This is a genomic window from Nostoc sp. 2RC (assembly GCF_014222165.1).
Lineage (GTDB): Bacteria > Cyanobacteriota > Cyanobacteriia > Cyanobacteriales > Nostocaceae > Nostoc > Nostoc linckia.
In genome coordinates, this window is record NZ_JACKZU010000146.1 from 1 (window position 1) to 18,979 (window position 18,979).

The following is an 18,979-nucleotide window of genomic DNA, read 5'->3' on the forward strand; positions in this document are numbered from 1 at the left end:
ATCTTATATTACTAGTATAATAAAACACTATATTTTGAGAGTATTTGTGAATATACTTTGAAAAAGTATTTTATTTTACTGCGACTACAGAGACATCGATATATAATTGTGACACTGGAACTAATCAAATTTATTGTTTAGTTAGTAGCAATTAAAACAAACACCAATTTAAGGTGCTAAATGAATCTGCAAGAAACAGCACTTTTACACAGATCTCCAAAGACACCAACATTATCGTGGAAGCCGAGCGAACGACAAACTCCACAAGGTGTGCCATTTATTCCGGATTTGAAAACATCCACAGTCAGGCTTTTGCTAATTGACGATCAGGTAATTATCAGTGAAGCTTTTCGGCGGATGATCGGGACAGAAACAGATATTTTTCTTCACTACACAAGTAATCCAACTCATGCTATTCAAGATGCGATCGCCATTGCACCAACGGTAATTTTCTTAGATATGGTGATGCCGGATATGGATGGATTAATGTTGCTGCGTTGGTTTCGCTCTCATCCAGTAACTCGTGATGTACCCATCGTCATGTTATCCAGTAAAGAAGAAGCAAAACTTAAAGCAGAAGCTTTTGCTGAAGGCGCAAATGACTACTTAATCAAGTTACCCGATCCAATAGAGTTAATTGCCCGCATTCGTTATCATTCCAAAGCATACAATAACCTCAAAGCATTAACCACAGCAACCGCTACTGCCCAACTTCAAGCACAACAATTAGAACATACCTTGCGGGAATTACAAACTACGCAAGTTCAATTGATCCAGACAGAAAAAATGTCTAGTTTGGGTCGTATGGTTGCAGGCTTAGCTCATGAAATCAATAATCCTGTGAATTTTATTCATGGTAATTTTAACCACTTGAATAATCATATTAACTGTCTGTTAAATTTAATTGAAATTTATCAGCAAAAAAATCCAGAATTACATTCTATATTGCAAGATGAATTTGGTGATTTTAATCTTGATTTTATTATCGAAGATTTACCTAAAATTCTCTCATCTATGAGGGTCGGTACCGATAGAATTCGTGAAATTGTACTTTCATTAAGAAATTTTTCTCGACTCGACCAGTCAGATAAAAAAGCTGTTAACCTTCATGAGGGAATTGAAAGTACTTTATTACTTTTAAGCCATCGACTGAAACAAAAAATCGAAATCATTAAAAATTATGGAAATCTGCCACTAGTTCAATGTTATCCAGCACAACTGAATCAAGTCTTGATGAATATTCTGAGTAATAGCATTGATGCTTTACTAGACATAGATGAACATAAACAAAAGCAAATTCTGATAACCACTGAAGCCACGGAATTTGCAACAGTCATCATCAAAATTCAAGATAACGGTTCTGGAATTGATACCGAAATCCAAAGTAAAATATTCGATCCTTTTTTCACAACTAAACCTGTCAATAAAGGAACAGGATTAGGTTTAGCAATTAGCTATCAAATTATTGAAAAACATCAAGGAAATATAAAACTAAAATCAGAGCTTGGTTATGGAACAGAATTTGCAATTGAAATTCCAATTGCATTACCAATTTAGGATTTTAGATACTTCTCTACGAGAGGCTGCGCCAACGACAGGCTCAGTACGAGTTTGGAATTTTGGATTAAAAGCCTTTGTACCTAAGCTGTTCCAAAACCTTCAAACAATACTTCCTATGCCAATTTGGTATAAGTCTACTCTACTTAAAATTAAGACCCTGAAATTTTGTCATAATTTCAGGGTCTTACTAGTGGGGTCTGGCTGTAATTTTTGTAAAAATTTAAGATTTTGAATTTTGCGGAAAGTTCTGAACGGCGAAAATCAGCACTCAGAAATTTCCAAGTTTGATTTTAGATTATCAATCCAAAATCCGTCTTGAAAAGTTTAGATCGCCGGAAGTCGGCGCTCTAACTTTTCGCAAAATCTAAAATTGTCTACGCCATTTGATTTTCAATCGCCCACCGCGCTAATTCAGTGCGGTTGTGGAGATTGGTTTTGCCCAACATATTGGACACATGGCTTTCAACTGTACGCTGACTAACGTTAAGTTCTTCAGCAATTTCTCGGTTAGCTAAACCCCTAGCTACAAACTGGACTACTTTGAGTTCAGTTGGGGTTAATTGGACATCAAAGGGGACTTGGATGCGGGAACCGTTTTCGCCTCCTTTTGCTTGGTGTTCTTTCCAACGGATAGTTTGTTTTAGGGAGGACTCAACTTGGGCTACGAGTTCTTCTGGTTCAAAAGGCTTGACCATATAAACATCAGCACCTTTGTTCAGACCTTTAACTCGGTCTGCACTTTGTCCTTTTGCTGAAAGGAAAAGAACTGGAATCCAGCTGGTGCGTTCGTTTTGCCGTACCTGTTCCACAAAAGTATATCCGTCCATTTCCGGCATCATCACATCGCAGATGATCATATCTGGAACATCTTGCTCTAAAATTTCCAGAGCTTCACGTCCATTTTCAGCGGTGATGACTTCATATCCTCGGAATTCTAAGTAATCCTTCACCAGCAAGATGAGGTTAGGGTCATCATCAATCAATAGAAGTCGTTTGTGATCTTTCATGCTGGGCTCTTTCATAGCAGTGGCACTTGTCGCGCTTCGGTCAATCAAGGTCTTGAATATTTATCCTCTATGGTGGGTTATGTGAGATGTTGTCCTTTTGCCTACTTAACTTGCCTTTGCTGTCTCAAGTCTCAAAAATGCCGAGCACTTTCAAGAGACTACTAGCTCGATAGCAAAAGTCCAGCAAGGATACGTATAGCAGTAGTATCTATAATGCGCTATTATATATCGCTTTGAAAGGGGCGGGGTAAAAAACACTGATAAAATAATAATCCTTCTGACTCACTAGTTAAGTATTGGCTTAAAGATGACCCTACCTCAAAACCAACCCGCACTTTCTAAAAGCTTACTGCCATAACATATCCTTCGGTTGTTAAGCCTTCATGAGACATTCGCAATAAACCAGGGAAGTTTCTGGCAAAAGATGGGTTAAAAATGCATATTCTTCAACCGCCATTATGCCGATTAAGTGTTCTTGAACGATCCGCTCAATAACTTCCGAGTTTGCCTGGCGATACCAGACCCCATCAGGGTAGACCACCATTATGAGTCCAGAACCAGAAACCTGCAAGCAATTGGCTTGAGTTCTAAGGACACAAATGGGATGACTTGCTTGCGACTTTTGAAGTTTTTGCTCTTTAAGTCGCTTTTTAAGTACTCCCAAGATTCCAGACTAGCTGGTTTTGAGCAGTAGTTAGGGTGTGGTTGCTCAGCACGAATAAAAGTATGTTGCTGAATTTTTCCCATTCCTAAACTTTCTACACAATTACTCAGGACTTTATGTTCAAGAGGCTTGGTGGTTTTGGGGATTTGATGGCTTTTCTGGATCACCTTATTGTTACTCATAGAGCGGCTCCCTGATTACAGTTCTATAACAATTTCCAAGCTTTGCAAATAAAGTTTACTGAGATGGGGAATGGAGCATTGGGATTGGGAGTTAAGAGTTAACAATTAGGAGTTAAGAGTTAGGAGTTAGGAGTTAATAGTTATTTTCCTCATCTCCTATGCCCTATGCCCTATGCCCCATGTCCCATACCCTAGTCCCTATAAAAATATTCGCAGCTTCCGGAACAGAACCCGAAGAATAAAAATAATTAAGCATTTGTACTTAAGTACACCCAAGAGATCCTAGTTCGGGAACCCGTACTTAAGAAATTCTTGCCATTGTAGGCTGCTTTTGGGTAGATTAGCACTCAGGAGTTGAGAGTGCTAACTCTGGAGAATAACGATATGGCAGCAATATCTCTAACCGTTTCTACAGTAAAACCTTTAGGCGATCGCGTTTTCGTAAAAGTGAGCGCCTCTGAGGAAAAGACCGCAGGTGGTCTTTATTTGCCCGATACCGCTAAGGAAAAGCCCCAAGTCGGTGAAGTAGTCGCCCTTGGCCCTGGCAAGCGTAATGACGACGGTAGCCGTCAAGAATTGGAAATTAAAGTCGGTGATAAGGTTCTGTACTCTAAGTACGCTGGTACTGACATCAAACTTGGTACTGAAGAATATGTACTGCTTTCTGAAAAGGATATTTTAGCAGTCGTTATCTAACAAGGGAGTAGGGTTGGGGGAATGGCGAATAGGAAAGAGTTTTCCCGATGCCCAATGCCCAATGCCCAATGCCCAATTGAAAAAAAATTGACTTACTCCTTGAATTTGAGACACCTATGGCAAAGCGCATTATCTACAACGAAAACGCCCGTCGCGCCCTGGAGCGAGGCATTGACATTCTGGCTGAGGCTGTAGCTGTTACCCTTGGCCCCAAAGGTCGGAATGTAGTCCTAGAAAAGAAATTTGGCGCACCGCAAATCGTTAATGACGGTGTAACCATCGCCAAGGAAATCGAATTAGAAGACCACATTGAAAACACTGGTGTAGCTCTGATTCGTCAAGCTGCTTCTAAGACCAATGATGCTGCGGGCGATGGCACCACCACTGCCACCGTTTTAGCTCATGCGATTGTCAAAGAAGGCTTGCGGAACGTTGCTGCTGGTGCTAATGCGATTTTGTTGAAGCGTGGTATTGATAAAGCTACCGCCTTTTTGGTAGATAAAATTGCTGAACATGCCCGTCCCGTAGAAGATTCCAAAGCCATTGCCCAAGTTGGTGCAATCTCAGCCGGTAACGACGAAGAAGTCGGTCAAATGATTGCCCAAGCTATGGATAAGGTGGGCAAGGAAGGCGTAATTTCCCTAGAAGAAGGGAAATCTATGACCACTGAGTTGGAAATTACTGAAGGGATGCGCTTTGATAAAGGCTACATCTCTCCTTATTTTGCCACTGACCCAGAACGGATGGAAGCGGTTTTCGATGAGCCTTTCCTCCTGCTCACCGATAAAAAAATCGCTCTCGTACAAGACCTCGTACCAGTGTTAGAGCAAGTAGCTCGTGCTGGTCGTCCTTTGGTAATTATTGCCGAAGATATCGAAAAAGAAGCCTTGGCAACCTTAGTAGTTAACCGTTTGCGCGGTGTACTGAATGTTGCTGCTGTGAAAGCTCCTGGCTTTGGCGATCGCCGCAAAGCTATGCTAGAAGATATCGCCGTGTTAACTGGCGGTCAATTAATCACTGAAGATGCTGGTTTGAAGCTAGATAACACCAAGTTAGATAGCCTGGGTAAAGCTCGCCGCATCACCATCACCAAGGACAACACCACAATTGTTGCCGAAGGTAACGAAGTTGGAGTTCAAGCTCGTATCGAACAAATTCGTCGTCAAATCGAAGAAACCGAATCTTCCTACGACAAAGAAAAACTCCAAGAACGTCTTGCTAAACTTTCCGGCGGTGTCGCCGTGGTGAAAGTGGGTGCAGCCACCGAAACCGAAATGAAAGACAAGAAACTGCGCCTAGAAGACGCTATCAACGCTACCAAAGCTGCTGTGGAAGAAGGTATCGTTCCTGGTGGCGGTACAACCCTCGCTCACCTAGCTCCAGATTTGGAAACCTGGGCTAACGGCAACCTCACAGGTGAAGAGTTGATTGGTGCGTTGATTGTAGCTCGCGCTTTACCTGCACCTCTGAAGAGAATTGCAGAAAACGCTGGTCAAAATGGTGCTGTCATTGCTGAACGCGTCAAAGAAAAGGAATTCAGTGTTGGCTACAATGCTGCAACTAACGAATTTGTAGATTTGTTAAGTGCTGGTATTGTTGACCCTGCGAAAGTAACTCGTTCTGCTCTGCAAAACGCTGCTTCTATCGCTGGTATGGTGTTGACAACCGAATGTATTGTAGTTGACAAGCCTGAACCCAAGGATGGCGCTCCTGCTGCTGGTGCTGGTGCTGGTGGCGACTTCGATTACTAATACTCTGTAGTCCGTTTTTTTAAACAGCCGCTTCCAGAAAAAAGCGGCTGTTTTTTGTGTCATTAATCATTTGTGTTTCTAAGGACATTCGTGGTTATTTTGGTAGAAAAAAGTGCAAGAGAATAGGGATATAAGACTTAAAAGCCTTGCATTTTCAATTTATTGGCATCCAAAAGATGGGAAACAATAGGGGTGAAATTGTTCCCTATCCCCAGCAAAGAATTTTTTCAACACGCCCTAATTAATTTGCAATTTTCTTTGGTTAACAGCTTATTTACTAACGCGAACATCCCACCTTGATGACTTTGTCTTTGAGAGTGTAAGTCACTGGTTCGCAAACAACACTTGCCGAATCAAGTTTGATAGAAGTTGGTGCAGAGCGATTTTGCTTAGATAATTGTGAGTTCCAATCACCAGCTATTTTTTTCAAAGTGGAATGTGCCTTGATAAAATTTGCATCTGCAACAATATCGTGAGGCCCTTTGACATTTGCAGATGAAGTATTCAGGTATATGTTGTAATCAAAAGTAACGTTTTTACCTTTACTGTTGCTGTTAACTTGCTTGCCAGGAAAAGCATAGAGAATATTATTTAAAATTTTCACGTCAGATGACATCTGAGTAAATATTTGTCCTAGTTTAAGTTCTGGAGTCTGATTATTTAAAAAAGCTGTGTTGTTGATGATATCAATATTGTCACTATAAAATGCATGAATTCCTGAACCACCGTTATTAAATGTCAGATTATTTTTTACTAAAGTACGTCCTTTATATGGAGGGTATGTTGAGTTTTTCTCCTTAGTGAAACTATCGAGAATAATGCCATTTCCGTCGGTGATAGTTCCGGTCTTAATCCAGGGAATATACTGCCGATTATTGTAGACTTTGTTATTAGTGACGAATATCTTATATCCCCGATAATCATCAAAATCTCTATTACGCAGAAATGAAATGCCACTGCTAGCATAAACGCCGTACCAGGCATTATCGAACACGACGTTATTATCTATAGTCACATAATCCGCTTCAATGACTCCAATACCTGAACCACCACAGCTATGTGTTTTGTTGTTAACAATACGTATGTGGTGGGGATAGCTTCCTTTTCGTCCATCTACACTAATACAGTTTCCATTTGTAAGGGGATTGACTCTATTACTCTTCTGGCTCATGGCATATTCAAGAGTGACATTAGCATTATTTCCTATGACTTCAAGCCCGTTAACTTCAATATATGAAGCTCCATTGTTAATCAAAACTCCATGCCATCCATTGAGTTTCAGTTTTGGGGAATGTCCAGGATATGCTTTAAATTTAATCCATGCATTCGCAGTTCCAGAGCGAGTAATGGTTAGTACATCTCCTTTGGGATTTGCATTTGTGTAGACTCCGTTCATGATGAGTACGGTGTCTCCGGGCTTGGTGAGATTTGCTGCCTTTTGAATAGTCTTAAAAGGCGATGAAGTGGAAAGTCCGTTATTTTTGTCGTTTCCCTTGCCACTAACGTAGTATGTTTTTCCAGTTGTTTTAGTGCTAATTAGCTGGGGACTGGGAGCGATCGCTTGTTGTTCGATAGACTGTTGGCTAACATTTTTAATTACAGATACTTTTATGTTGTCTCCCTCCAGTAAAAGACTTAAAACTACGGGGATTGCAATATAAGCACTTAAAGTTAAACCCTCAGTTACCACAGTATTAAGCTCCTTACTCGGTAGTATTCAATAAAAATATCAGGATATTCACTAATTATGAATACTCTTTTGGATACAGAATAGCACAGAGCCGACTTCCTTAGCTGCCTCGATTCTTATCTTGCCCATAGGCTTGCCAAGCCAAATCTACTAATCCGTCAACGATGGCAGCAGCTATAACTGCATTACCTTTGCGATTTTCTATGGTGATGTGGGGAACCAGAGATTCTTGTAAACGCGCCTTAGCATCAACATTTACAAATCCCGCCGGAGTCGCGATTATTAAAGCCGGTCTAATTTCCTCAGCTTCGATTAAATCCACTAATGCTGTTAATGCGGTTTGGGCTTGACCTACCACAAAAATACCCTCTGGATAACGCTTGGCCAGAGTTTCTATTCCCCAAGCAGCCCGTGTTTTTTCTTTTTGGGGGCGTGTCAAAGCTTCCATACTGCAATACACTGGATTGGCAAAGGTATTTTGGATATCGTAAGCAATACCTACTTGTACCATCGGTACATCTACCACAATCGTGGTACGGGCAGCTAAGGCTGCCGCTCCAGCTTGCAAGGCACGTTCAGAAAAGCGAATCAAAGACTTATACTCAAAGTCAGCCGTGGCGTAGATTACCCGACGCACAATTTCATACTCTGCTGGTGAAAATACATGATCGCCAATTTCACTATCGATGATTGCTAAACTTTGAGCATCAGTTACGTGCCATTCCATTGTTGTTGAGCTTCTCAAATATTTAGCTTTCAGCTTATCAGTTTCAGAGAGTTAGGAGTTAGAAGTTAGGAGTTGGGAGTTGGGAGTTAGGAATTAGGAGTTAGGAGTTAGGAGTTAGGAGTTAGGAGTTGGGAGTTAGGAGTTAGGAGTTTGGAGTTTGGAGTTTGGAGTTACCTTTAATGTGAATTAAGTCTTGAAACCCTTGTGATTTCATAAGCAATCCCAAAATAATGATTTTAGGTGAATCTAGAAACCCTTATGAAATAAGAGATGTTTCTAATTCATATTCAGATGTGATTTGTAATTGAGAATTTAGGACTTAGCACTCCTAACTCCTAACTCACCACTCCTAACTCACCACTCCTAACTCACCACTCCTAACTCCTAACTCCTAACTCCTAACTCCTAACTCCTACCTCACCACTCCTACCTCCTCACTCATTGGTGGAAGAAGGCCGACTGAACACAGGAGATAGATAAGCAACTAAAGCGCCAATGAGAAACCCAGAAATATTACGAACTAGGGGTAACCAGTCGCTTGTACGTGTCACTACTGGGCCGATGCCAAAGGCAATAAACAAGATTCCCCATAAAGGAGAGAAAATTAAAGCCCATTGCCAAGCAAAAACTTGACCTTGTTCGCGGGGTTGAGCTGCAAAGCCGCAAATTATCCCACCAATTACTGAAGTAATCAAGGTGAGAATCCACTGTTCTCGCGGTAGTCCGGGGACGACATTACAACCACCTTTGAGTAAACAGCCTTTAACAGATTCTAAAGCTTGCAAAATGGCTTGGTCTTCGCCTTGTTCGCGTACAAAGTACAAATTGCCGAACCTGGTTTGCAGTTCTATCCAGAAAGTCCGGGGTAAAAGTTCATAAACAGCATCACCGACACTAAAGCTGAGGATGTTGCCACCGCGAGAATCAGCAACTAGCAAAATACTTTTATCATCTAAACCCCAATAATTAATCACTGCCCGACCAGGAGTGCGGTCATACTGAGTTAACACTCGTAATTTCCAGCCCGTATCAGCTTCAAACTGCTCTAAATCTTTGACAAGTTTTTCTTCTTGCAGTTCGGGAAGAGATTTAGCTAAGTCTACAACTGGGGTAAAGGTCTTTGGGAGCAAGTCAGGATTGTCATAAGCCATTGCTGGAGGAGAATGCATTACCCAAATTGATCCAGCCAGAAAAAACACTGCAATGGATACCAGGATTCGTCGCCAAAAACAAGACTGCATGAACGTTTTTATAGAAATATCAAAGGTAAAAGTGAACAAGTTGTTTTAAAAGAGTACTGAAAAATCATACTTCTTTACACTTGTTTACTTTACTCTAATCTTAGGGATCAAAGCAAAACGTTTTTGGGGATTTGGTATGGAGCATGGGGCATGGGGCATGGGGCATGGAACAAATAACTTCTCACTGGACAGTCAACAGTCAACAGTCAACACCCCAATGCCCTATACCCAATTTATAATTCACTCTTCATCATCAAAATCTGTTTCCCAGTTAGCAGTGTCGTTGTAGCTGTCATTGGCGCGGTAGACTTCTGGCTTGATGCGGTGATTTTCTTGTCTCAACAATTCTCGTTCTCGCAACGTGAGTGTTGGTTTTTCATTGCTGACGAGGCGATCGCTAATTCGTCTTGTTGGTTTTTGGCGCGTGAAGTTTCTCCAAGCGGCTTTGACGCCAACTAAGATGCTGCGTGTACCTACTTGCAGGTTTTGAGCTTGAATTCTTGCAGTATCAAGGCTTTGGTCAACTTGTTTGACAACTTGACTGGCACTTTTTACGCCTTGACTGACATCATCAGTTAAGTCAGTAATTTCTAACCCTGTGACGCGGATAGCGTCTAGGGTAGGCGGTAATTCTCGCGAGAGTGTGTCAAATAACTTTTCTGCACTCCGGGCTGCGCGTGCTAACTCCTGCAAAGCCGGTATGGCCGCCACTAAAACGGCAGTTAAGCTTGTGGCGACTAAGAGTAAGGAAAATCCCAACCAAAACAGGGGGTCAATCACGGTTAGATCGTTTATAAGCTTTCTAATTTCTGGGGAATTGAGTCTGAGTCTTCTGGTGATGTTTGTCGCTTTAAGACTTGGCTTTCTCGCTGACTTGCATCTACGCCTGCGGCGATCGCTTCTTTTAATCTATCTAAAGTTTCATCCCAGTTTCGCAATGCGCTGGCAGAAAGACGATCCGCCTGGATTTGCACGCTTGTGGATATGTCTTCTGCCAATTCTGGGATGGCATTGGCAGATTTTTGCAAAATTTTACGCGTTTCGCGCCCTGTGCGTGGAGCAACTAGTAAACCGGCTAAAGCACCGATGGTAGCCCCCAGCATCAAACCGCCAACAAATATTCCAGAACGATTATTAGACATTGTGTTGTTTCTCTCCTTAGACCCATTTTAGGTGGGTTTTCCCCCCTTGCAAGACTTAAACAATTTTATCTATGTGTAACACTGTGTAGATGCAGCTACATCTTGATTTTGTGAGGGCTGGTGAAAGGGTAAGGGGTAAAGGTTAAGGGATAACCTTTCCCATTTCCCCTTTCCCCTTTCCCCTTTCCCCTACACCCACTCCACGACACCCGATACCCGTCCGGTAGGACTTGGTTACAGTGTGTTAGTGACTATCCTGACAAAATATCAGCCACAAATGTTGCTTTAATTCTAATAATTCACAAGTCAGAATTTAAACTTCGTCCAACTTGAGAGGTGGACTTTTTTTCAAGAAAACGGAAAACTCGTAATTGGTTATTTTTTTAATTGGAAGTTCCTTGTTTTTGCAGGTGTTAAGTTTGGTCTGCGAAAATAACGCTGCCAGATTTGTCGCCCTAACACAATCAGACTGATAATTTGCTGTACTTGTAGAATTTGTATCTTTAGTATTTGGTTTCTCTGCCGTAGGTTATAAATATATTGCTGATTTAAATAAATATTTTCCGGTGCTTCATGCAGTGTTGTATGGATACAAATTTCATAGGCGGTTAAGGTATCTGCTACAGATGCTAGTCGCTGCTTGAGTTGCCACACCTGCAAAGCAACACAGAGTAGTATCAACGAAATGAAAGTGTTAATTGTGACAATTAAAATGACCATCGTTTATTTTGACTAGTGTCAGCTTTGAGGAGTTATTCTACAAGTAATGGGCTTTGATTTTTGAAGTTATATAGATATATGGGAAGCGGGGAGTCCAACATAGCAAATTTGGTGGTATTTAACTGTTAAGGGTCAATAATTAACAGTCAATAATCAACGACTTGAAGCGGAATAATTCATTTTTTAGAGTTTGCTCAGTTGGCGATCGCTAGCTTTTCCTAAATATAGCTTTTTTTCCGGAAGCAACAATCATTGATTAATGGTGAAAAATTCTATATTTTGCAATTTTGTAACAAATACATATCCACTCGTTATCAAAGCACAGCTACAATTGCCTTAGATTCACGAATTGCTTTGCTCCCTGCAACCCGTATAAGGGATACGCTACGCCATCACTATGTTCCTTTCCTCAATCAATTTGCGATTTTGACGGCACATCAGCACAATGGTATAGTTGCTTGATGCAGATGGTTAAAGACTGCAATATATTTTCTACCAAAGAGACACCCCAGCATCGCCTCGTATCTTGGTGCTTTTACCGTTAGCAGTTTTACAGCCCGTCGCGTAAAGCTACATTTTGTTTGCAAAAACCTTGTCTGTTGAATTCTTCAATAATAATGATTATCTTTTTTATGCATCCAGTAGGAGATAAGGATGTCAAAAAAATCACCAAAAAATAATTTATTACGAGCTATTCTTGTTGTCTTGACAGTTGGATTTGTTGGGTGTGGGAATCAAGCTGTAAGAACTACATTTACTCAGACTAGTGTTGAGGTGAATGAAAATCTTCCGCGAGTGGTAGCAACCACAAGTTTACTTTGTGACTTAACTAGACAAGTTGCAGAAAATACAGTTAACCTGACTTGTTTAATTTCCCCTAACGCCAATGCCAAAATTTATAAACCGAAACCGGAAGATCGTAAAGCTATTGAGCAAGCTAATTTGATTTTTTATACTGGTTATAATTTTGAGCCAAATGTCATCAAATTAATTAAAAGCACTAAAAATTCTGCACCAAAAATAGCCGTTGCTCAAATTGCTGTGTCTAACCCACAAAAATTTATCCAAGGTGGTAAAAGGGTGAACGATCCGCATATTTGGCATAATACTAAAAATGCGATCGCAATGGTGGAAGTCATCAATAGTAACTTGAAGAAACTAACATCTAGTGATGCCGAGCTTTATACAAACAACACCCAAAAAATTACCAATGAACTCACTCAATTAGATCAGTGGATTGCATCAAGAATTGCTAGTATTCCCACCAAACAACGCAGGCTAGTTACCACCTCTGATGCATTTGGTTATTATGCCAAAGCATACGGTATTTCATTAGCAGGGGGAATGGAGGGTATTAGCAGTCAGGAAAAACTGACAACTCTACGAGTAAACAATTTGGCTAAAAATATTAAACAGGCTAAAGTACCAACTATTTTTCCTGAAGTAGCAATTAACCCTAATTTAATTCAATCTGTAGCCACAGAAGCTGATGTCAAAACTTCTAAAAGACAGCTATATTCTGAGGGACTCGGAGAACCTGGAGGCGAAGCAGATACTTATCAAAAAATGATGATTGCTAATACACGCACAATTGTCGAAGGTTTGGGAGGCACATATTTAATGTTTCAAGCAAAATAATTAGTAGGGGCGAACGGCTGTTCGCCCCAAATCATCAATTCAGCCGTTCGCCCCAAATCACCAATTTAGCTACAAATCAACGCACCTCTTTAAGAGTATCAACTTGCTTGGTGAATAACTCAGTGAACAGACTCAATACAGTTCGTTCTTCTCGGACTTTGATGTTAGCACTGATAGACATCCCTGACTGTAAAGAAACGGTTTTACCTTTAATCACTAAAGATTGTCTATCCAGATGAATTTTTGCCGGGAATCGATAAAATTGATGCGTTTGATCTGGTGGTAAAGCATCCGAACCTATCCCGGCCACTTCACCTTTAATGTCGCCAAATTCACTGTAAGGAAAAGAGTCAATCCTGACATCTACTTTCATGTTTTTTCGCACAAAACCGATGTCTTTATTAGTAATGAAAACTTCACCTATATATTTTTCATTGGGTACAATTTGCATCAGTTTTGTAGTGGGATTGGCTACAAATCCTGGGTTTTTGGCTTGCAAATCAAAGACTGTTCCGGATACTGGTGCGCGGAGTTCTTGATATTTGACGTTTAACTCTGATTGGGAAATTTTACTATTTATATCTGCTAAACGTTGCTCGTTATCTAGCACGACTTTCATGAATTGGCTATCGATTTCGGCAATACGTTTTTTATTGTCAGCGATTTTATCCAAAACGTTTTTGTCAGTGATAGCTACTGTATTACTTACCTCTTCTTGCCCTTTTTCAATGTCGAATTGGAGACGTTTGATTTCTTCGCCTAATTGTGCTACCTCAGCTGTGCGGTTTTGGACTTCTTGTTGTTGGTTGAGATACTGAAGCTGAGAAATTCCACCTTCTTCTGATAATATTTTTAGTTTATCTAAAATTCTTTGTTGAATAGCTAAACTTGATTTACTATCTTCTAACTTCACTTGAGTTTGAGTCAGTTGTTTTCTGATTTTTTCCACTTCTAGCCGCGCCGCCCCCGAACGAGAATCTAATTCCTGTTTGGCAGCTTGTAGGCGTTGTTGTTCGTCAATTCCCAGGGCATAATTTTGACCAGAGTTTCTTAATTGAGTCCGCAATAAATCATTTTCTGCTACTAGGGCGGCCCGATTTTTTAATAAAAAAGCAGTTTCTGACGGCAAGTTACTACGCAAAAATAATAATTCTGATGTGGTGGCGGTACTTGCTCCCAATAATCGCCGATAAATTTGGTTTTCTTTGGTTAACGCTACACGAATTTTATTCAAAGAATTTAATTCCGCAACAGAGGCAATGGAATCAAAAGTTAATAACAAATCTCCTTCTTTAACTTCTTGTCCATCTTTGACATAAAGTGCTTTGACCACTCCACTCACAGGAGCTTGAACATCTTTGACTGTTCCTTCGGGTTTTAGTTGCCCTGTTGCTGGTACTACTTGCTCGATTTTGGCAAAATAAGCCCAAGCAATTCCAAAACAAGCTAAGGCCATTAAGGTGACCATAATTGTACGCGACCACAGTGGAGATTGGCGTAAAATAACGGACTGTTCAAACTCTTGGGGAGTTGACTTAATTAAGGATTCTGGAGTAACTTTCTGTTGTTTAGTCACAACAGGTGAATCTTGTTTTGCTCCGTTTTTATAATTACCGTTGGTGTGGTTGCCATTAAGTTGAGTCATAGTAATTTTGGATTTTGGATTTTGAATTTGGGATTGAAAAAAAATTTTGTAGAGTGGATACCAGCATCGATAAACGGTGTCCACCCTACAGTCGGTTATTGTTGACTACTGAATTGTGACTCCTGAATTCTCCCTCATACTCATAAGTTGACTTCTTGTTGATGATACAGGTAGTAATAATGACCTTTAGCAGCCATTAATTCTTGATGACTACCTTTTTCTATAACCCTGCTGTTATCCATAACAACGATGGTGTCTGCATTACTAACGGTGTTCAGGCGGTGGGTAATAAAAAATACGGTATTACCTTTGAATGCTCTAGCTAAGTTGAGACAGATTTGCCGTTCTGTGGGATAGTCTAAGGCGCTAGTTGCTTCGTCTAAAACTAGTAATTTTGGTCGTTGTAAAACAGAACGAGCGATGGCAATTCTTTGTCGTTGTCCCCCTGAAAGTGCAGAACCTCGTTCTCCCACCCGTGTGTTGTAACCGTTGGGCAAGTTCATGATAAATTCGTGGGCGCAAGCTACCTGAGCCGCTTGAATAATTTCTTCGGTTGTGGCGTCGGGATTTGTCAGGGCAATATTTTCTTGAACAGTGCCATCAAATAACAATGTTTCTTGGGGAACTACACCAATTTGTCGCCGGAGTGAATAAAGTTCTACTTTGGCAATATCGTAACCATCAATCAAAATTCTGCCGGACTCGGTTTCATAAAGTCTCAGCAATAATTTCATCATGGTACTTTTACCAGAACCACTTTGTCCGACAATCCCAACAAATTTTCCGGGTTCAAATTCGACATTGACGTTAGAAAGTTGTAGAGGGCCGCTGGTTGCAAATCGGAAGGAAACATTCTCGTATTTGACTGCTCCAGTGATTGCCGGTAAGGGTATATTGTAACGGTCTGTTTCTGCTTCTTCTGGTGTATCAACAATATCGCTTAAACGTTCTATGGATAAGGCAGTTTCTTGGAAGCTTTGCCAAAGTTGAGCTAGGCGCAATATTGGGCTAGTAACGTAACCAGATATAATTCTGAAGGCGATTAATTCACCTAAAGTTAATTGTTGTTGCAGTACTAAATAAGCTCCTACCCATAAAACTAGTAAGCTGCTGAGTTTGTTGAGAAAGTTACTTGTAGAATTAGCCAGGGTAGAAGTAACTACTGTTTTAAAACCAGCGGCGACATAACGAGCATAACGTTCTTGCCAGGAAAAGCGCGATCGCAATTCAATATTCTGCGCTTTTACTGTTTGAATTCCTGACATCACCTCCACTAAATAAGATTGAGTTTCGGAGTTGCGCTCGGCTTTAGAACGTAATTGTCTGCTAATAGTTGGAGATGCGATTAAGGTAATAATCACAAATACAGGAATTGTGCTTAAACCTACCAAGGTGAGTTGCCAACTATAAATCAGCATCACACCAATATAAACCAGGGAAAATAAAGCATCTAAGCCGACTGTTAAAGCAGTACCGGTAAGAAATTGGCGGATATTTTCTAGTTCGTTAATCCGAGTGGAAAGTTCGCCCACCGGTCGCTTTTCAAAATAGCGCAGTGGTAAACGTAATAAGTGATCGATAATTTGCGACCCTAAACCCATATCGATGCGATTTGTCGTATCGACAAATAAGTAGGTTCGCAATGTAGTTAATACCGCTTCAAATAAGCCGACTACTAATAGTAAAATCCCCAAAATATGTAGAGTACCAATACTATTTTGAGTGATTACTTTGTCGATAATTAACTGCACAACCAAGGGATTCGCCAATGCTGCCAACTGCACGAAAAAGGAAGCAATAAATACTTCTATTAGTACTCGGCGATAGCGTGATAAATAAGGGATAAACCACCGCAAACCAAAACGTTCTTGTGGTGTTTCTTTGGTAGCCGACAGCAGTAATACCCTAACTTGTGGCGGGAAGTTATTGGGATCGGTATCTAATTGTTCAATGAATTGAGCTGGTTTGCAACGGACAATTCCTTCGGATGGAACACCCACAACCATTGCGTTGGCGTCGGCTTCATATAAAACAGCAAAATTATCAGCGTACCGAATTAATGCAGGCGTGGGAATTCTGGTGACTGAGGCCACCGGCAAATCTACAAGTTGCGCCTTGAGTCCGATTAACTCTGCTAGGTAAGCAAGAGCTGGAAAGGAAATATTTCCCTGGCGTTTGATTTGATCGTTTAAAATGCGGCGAATTACTTCACGACGAAACGGCATTTCTAAGTGTTTCGCGAGCATTTGGAAGCAGGCAAAGGTTGTGTTTAATTCTCCTTTACCGCCAAAAAATGGATATTTTATGCGTTTTCCTGCATTTTTCGAGGTCTGATTGATGGTTTGTGATACAACTATTTCATCTGATGCGTAGGGAATATCTAGTTCTTCTTGGCTGGGTGGTTGGGTGTCACTAACTGCAAGTTCTAGCTGACGAGTATCTTGCAATATCAAAGTTGAGGGATTGAGACCAAGTAACCGTGCGGGAGTTTGACCGATAACGTGTATTTTATCTCGATCGTCCTCTGGTTCTAGCCGATCGCCAGCTGCAAAATTGGTGATGCTACCACCACTGATAAACCAAACGCGATCACTATTTAGTTCGCTGAATGGAGTTTTCCCTGGATCTACGTACTGAATTACCGCATCTAGTAAAGCTGTTTGTGTGAGTTCTTTAAGGTTTAATGTGGCGATCGCTTGCTTTTGCCAATAAGCACCGAGAATATCGAATACTTCTACTAAGTTACTGCGGTTTTTACGAGCCTCGGCAAACGCTGAGTATGACTCTAAAAGCTGAAGATATGTTGCTGCATTCAAGGATAAACATACTACCTCGGTGGAGGCAATGGCTGTTTCACAAGGAATCTCGCGCAATAAACCAATTTCGCCGATGATTTCCCCTGGTTGCAACAATTTCAAGGTGGTTGGAATTTGCGTCTGGGGTTCGTATCCCAACAGCCGCACCTGTCCTTCATAAATGATTGTGATTTGTTGCGGGAGGCTTTCTTTACCAATGATTTTTTGACCCAACCGATAACGCCAAGCTTGCAGCTGTTGGGATATGTTGGCGATCGCTTCATTTGGGAGGCGATCGAACCCCTCTATGTTTGTGAGAAATTCCGGAAAAGTGTTCTTAATATAAGTCATGTCAAATAAGTCAAAAGGTAAAAATGAGTCATCAAGTTATGAGCTAGGGATGAAGAGTTAACATAATTCTTCACTCCACCAGGTTCGCCATTTACAGCTTTGAGAAACATTTAAGACTGCGCTGCCTCACTTCTAACTTGACAATGTGGTATTCAAATTCCACTGGTAACAAAATTTGCTAATTACAAACCTACATTTATATCCACGGTTATTACTGTTAGATTATTCAAAATCAGCACAGTTTGTAATAATTCTTTAAACTACACCGATGATAGTAAAAACCCATAAGCAAGGATCGAAAAGCTTTCCTTGCCTGCTACGTTACAGAAGCAATTAATCACATCTGTACCCACCTTCCACTCCTGATTTCCAAGACAGTCAATCGCTGAAAAATCCCACAACCAAAGATAAAAAAGAATATACCCTACTTCCTACTCCCTGGTTTTAATAATAAATTGAGAAAAGATTATTGCTTGGTTAATGCTACATAATTTATACAAGCTGAAATTCAGAGTTTATTATTGCAACTATAGAGAATGAAGATTCACAACAAAATTAATACATCTAAGCATGTTTAGTAAATTTGGCTTGGTGCATTTTTAGTTGTGATAATCAACACGAAAATATCACAAATAGTTTCCTAAGTAAATACCCTAATTAAAAATTAGTAATAAAAAAAACCTTAAATTTTTGAATTATTTTTGACAATTTCTTTGATACACAGAACAACAGTATTACTGTTAAAGAAGAATACAAAATTCAGAATTCACAATTCAGAATCAATCAATGGGGAATTCTGACCTACCACCTAGAAGCGCCACTAAATTGAAAATTTGGTGGGGTCTTAAACACAGTTATTCAGACCCGACGCTTGAGGACTTGCTCTAAGTTAAGCCATTTTGCACGCTTTACGCTCCGCTATCCGCCAGTCAAACTCCAATATCCAACTGAATTCTGACGACTAACGCCAATATTGCTGTTTTGATAAAGAAAAGCAGCAAGCTTTCCTCATCCAACAGCACCCAATACTGATCGCTTTGTGCATTTTCAACTCGGAATTTGGTTTTGGGAAAAGGTGAGCCAGCGCGGTCTTGGGGGTTTCCCCCATGAGCGACTGGCGAAGCCCGAAGGGGTTAAAGGGTAAAGGGTAAAGGTTTTTCTTTCCCCTTT

Annotated in this window: 13 protein-coding genes and 1 pseudogene; 4 read left to right on the plus strand and 10 right to left on the minus strand. The window is 40.6% G+C overall.

The features are described from left to right. Positions 1–180: 180 nt before the first annotated feature. A complete protein-coding gene (locus tag GNE10_RS17515; RefSeq protein WP_185566273.1) occupies positions 181–1,557 on the plus strand; it encodes an ATP-binding protein in 1,377 nt (458 codons plus the stop codon). 377 nt (positions 1,558–1,934) lie between these two features. On the opposite strand, the gene GNE10_RS17520 is transcribed toward GNE10_RS17515, so the two are convergent. Next, positions 1,935–2,612 (minus strand): response regulator transcription factor, encoded by a 678-nt coding sequence (locus GNE10_RS17520; protein ID WP_012407592.1) that lies wholly within the window; start codon positions 2,610–2,612, stop codon positions 1,935–1,937. Positions 2,613–3,797: 1,185 nt separating this feature from the next. Here GNE10_RS17520 and groES point away from each other — a divergent pair. Both groES and groL read left to right on the plus strand, forming a co-directional pair. After that, entirely contained in the window at positions 3,798–4,109 is a 312-nt protein-coding gene (gene groES / locus GNE10_RS17525; protein ID WP_073640427.1) for a co-chaperone GroES, read from the plus strand. Positions 4,110–4,225: 116 nt separating this feature from the next. Further along, entirely contained in the window at positions 4,226–5,860 is a 1,635-nt protein-coding gene (groL, locus tag GNE10_RS17530; RefSeq protein ID WP_099070675.1) for a chaperonin GroEL, read from the plus strand. 277 nt (positions 5,861–6,137) lie between these two features. On the opposite strand, the gene GNE10_RS17535 is transcribed toward groL, so the two are convergent. The 6 genes from GNE10_RS17535 to GNE10_RS17560 form a co-directional block, all read right to left on the minus strand. Then, on the minus strand, positions 6,138–7,550 hold the full coding sequence (locus GNE10_RS17535; RefSeq protein ID WP_185566274.1) for a right-handed parallel beta-helix repeat-containing protein: 1,413 nt from the start codon (positions 7,548–7,550) through the stop codon (positions 6,138–6,140). Between the two features lie 100 nt (positions 7,551–7,650). Further along, positions 7,651–8,277 (minus strand): precorrin-8X methylmutase, encoded by a 627-nt coding sequence (locus GNE10_RS17540; protein WP_099070677.1) that lies wholly within the window; start codon positions 8,275–8,277, stop codon positions 7,651–7,653. Positions 8,278–8,711: 434 nt separating this feature from the next. Further along, entirely contained in the window at positions 8,712–9,518 is an 807-nt protein-coding gene (locus tag GNE10_RS17545) for a TPM domain-containing protein (RefSeq protein WP_099070678.1), read from the minus strand. Between the two features lie 240 nt (positions 9,519–9,758). After that, positions 9,759–10,298: a DUF948 domain-containing protein gene (locus GNE10_RS17550; RefSeq protein WP_185566275.1), complete on the minus strand. Its 540-nt coding sequence runs from the start codon at positions 10,296–10,298 to the stop codon at positions 9,759–9,761. Between the two features lie 11 nt (positions 10,299–10,309). Then, positions 10,310–10,660, minus strand: coding sequence for a YtxH domain-containing protein (locus GNE10_RS17555; protein ID WP_099070680.1), 351 nt, complete (start codon positions 10,658–10,660; stop codon positions 10,310–10,312). Between the two features lie 375 nt (positions 10,661–11,035). After that, complete coding sequence (locus GNE10_RS17560) at positions 11,036–11,380, minus strand: hypothetical protein (protein WP_185566276.1); 345 nt, start codon at positions 11,378–11,380, stop codon at positions 11,036–11,038. A 654-nt stretch (positions 11,381–12,034) separates the two neighbouring features. On the opposite strand from GNE10_RS17560, the gene GNE10_RS17565 reads away from it, so the two are divergent. After that, positions 12,035–13,018, plus strand: a complete 984-nt coding sequence (locus tag GNE10_RS17565; RefSeq protein ID WP_185566277.1) for a metal ABC transporter solute-binding protein, Zn/Mn family — start codon at positions 12,035–12,037, stop codon at positions 13,016–13,018. 76 nt (positions 13,019–13,094) lie between these two features. On the opposite strand, the gene GNE10_RS17570 is transcribed toward GNE10_RS17565, so the two are convergent. From GNE10_RS17570 to GNE10_RS35465, 3 genes and pseudogenes are all read right to left on the minus strand, one after another. Further along, positions 13,095–14,663 carry an HlyD family efflux transporter periplasmic adaptor subunit gene (locus GNE10_RS17570; RefSeq protein WP_185566278.1) on the minus strand — a complete coding sequence of 523 codons (1,569 nt, stop codon included), beginning with the start codon at positions 14,661–14,663 and terminating at the stop codon, positions 13,095–13,097. Between the two features lie 140 nt (positions 14,664–14,803). Next, positions 14,804–17,809, minus strand: a complete 3,006-nt coding sequence (locus GNE10_RS17575) for a peptidase domain-containing ABC transporter (protein ID WP_185566279.1) — start codon at positions 17,807–17,809, stop codon at positions 14,804–14,806. A 961-nt stretch (positions 17,810–18,770) separates the two neighbouring features. Next, positions 18,771–18,979: pseudogene (locus tag GNE10_RS35465) on the minus strand (hypothetical protein); the annotation flags it as partial.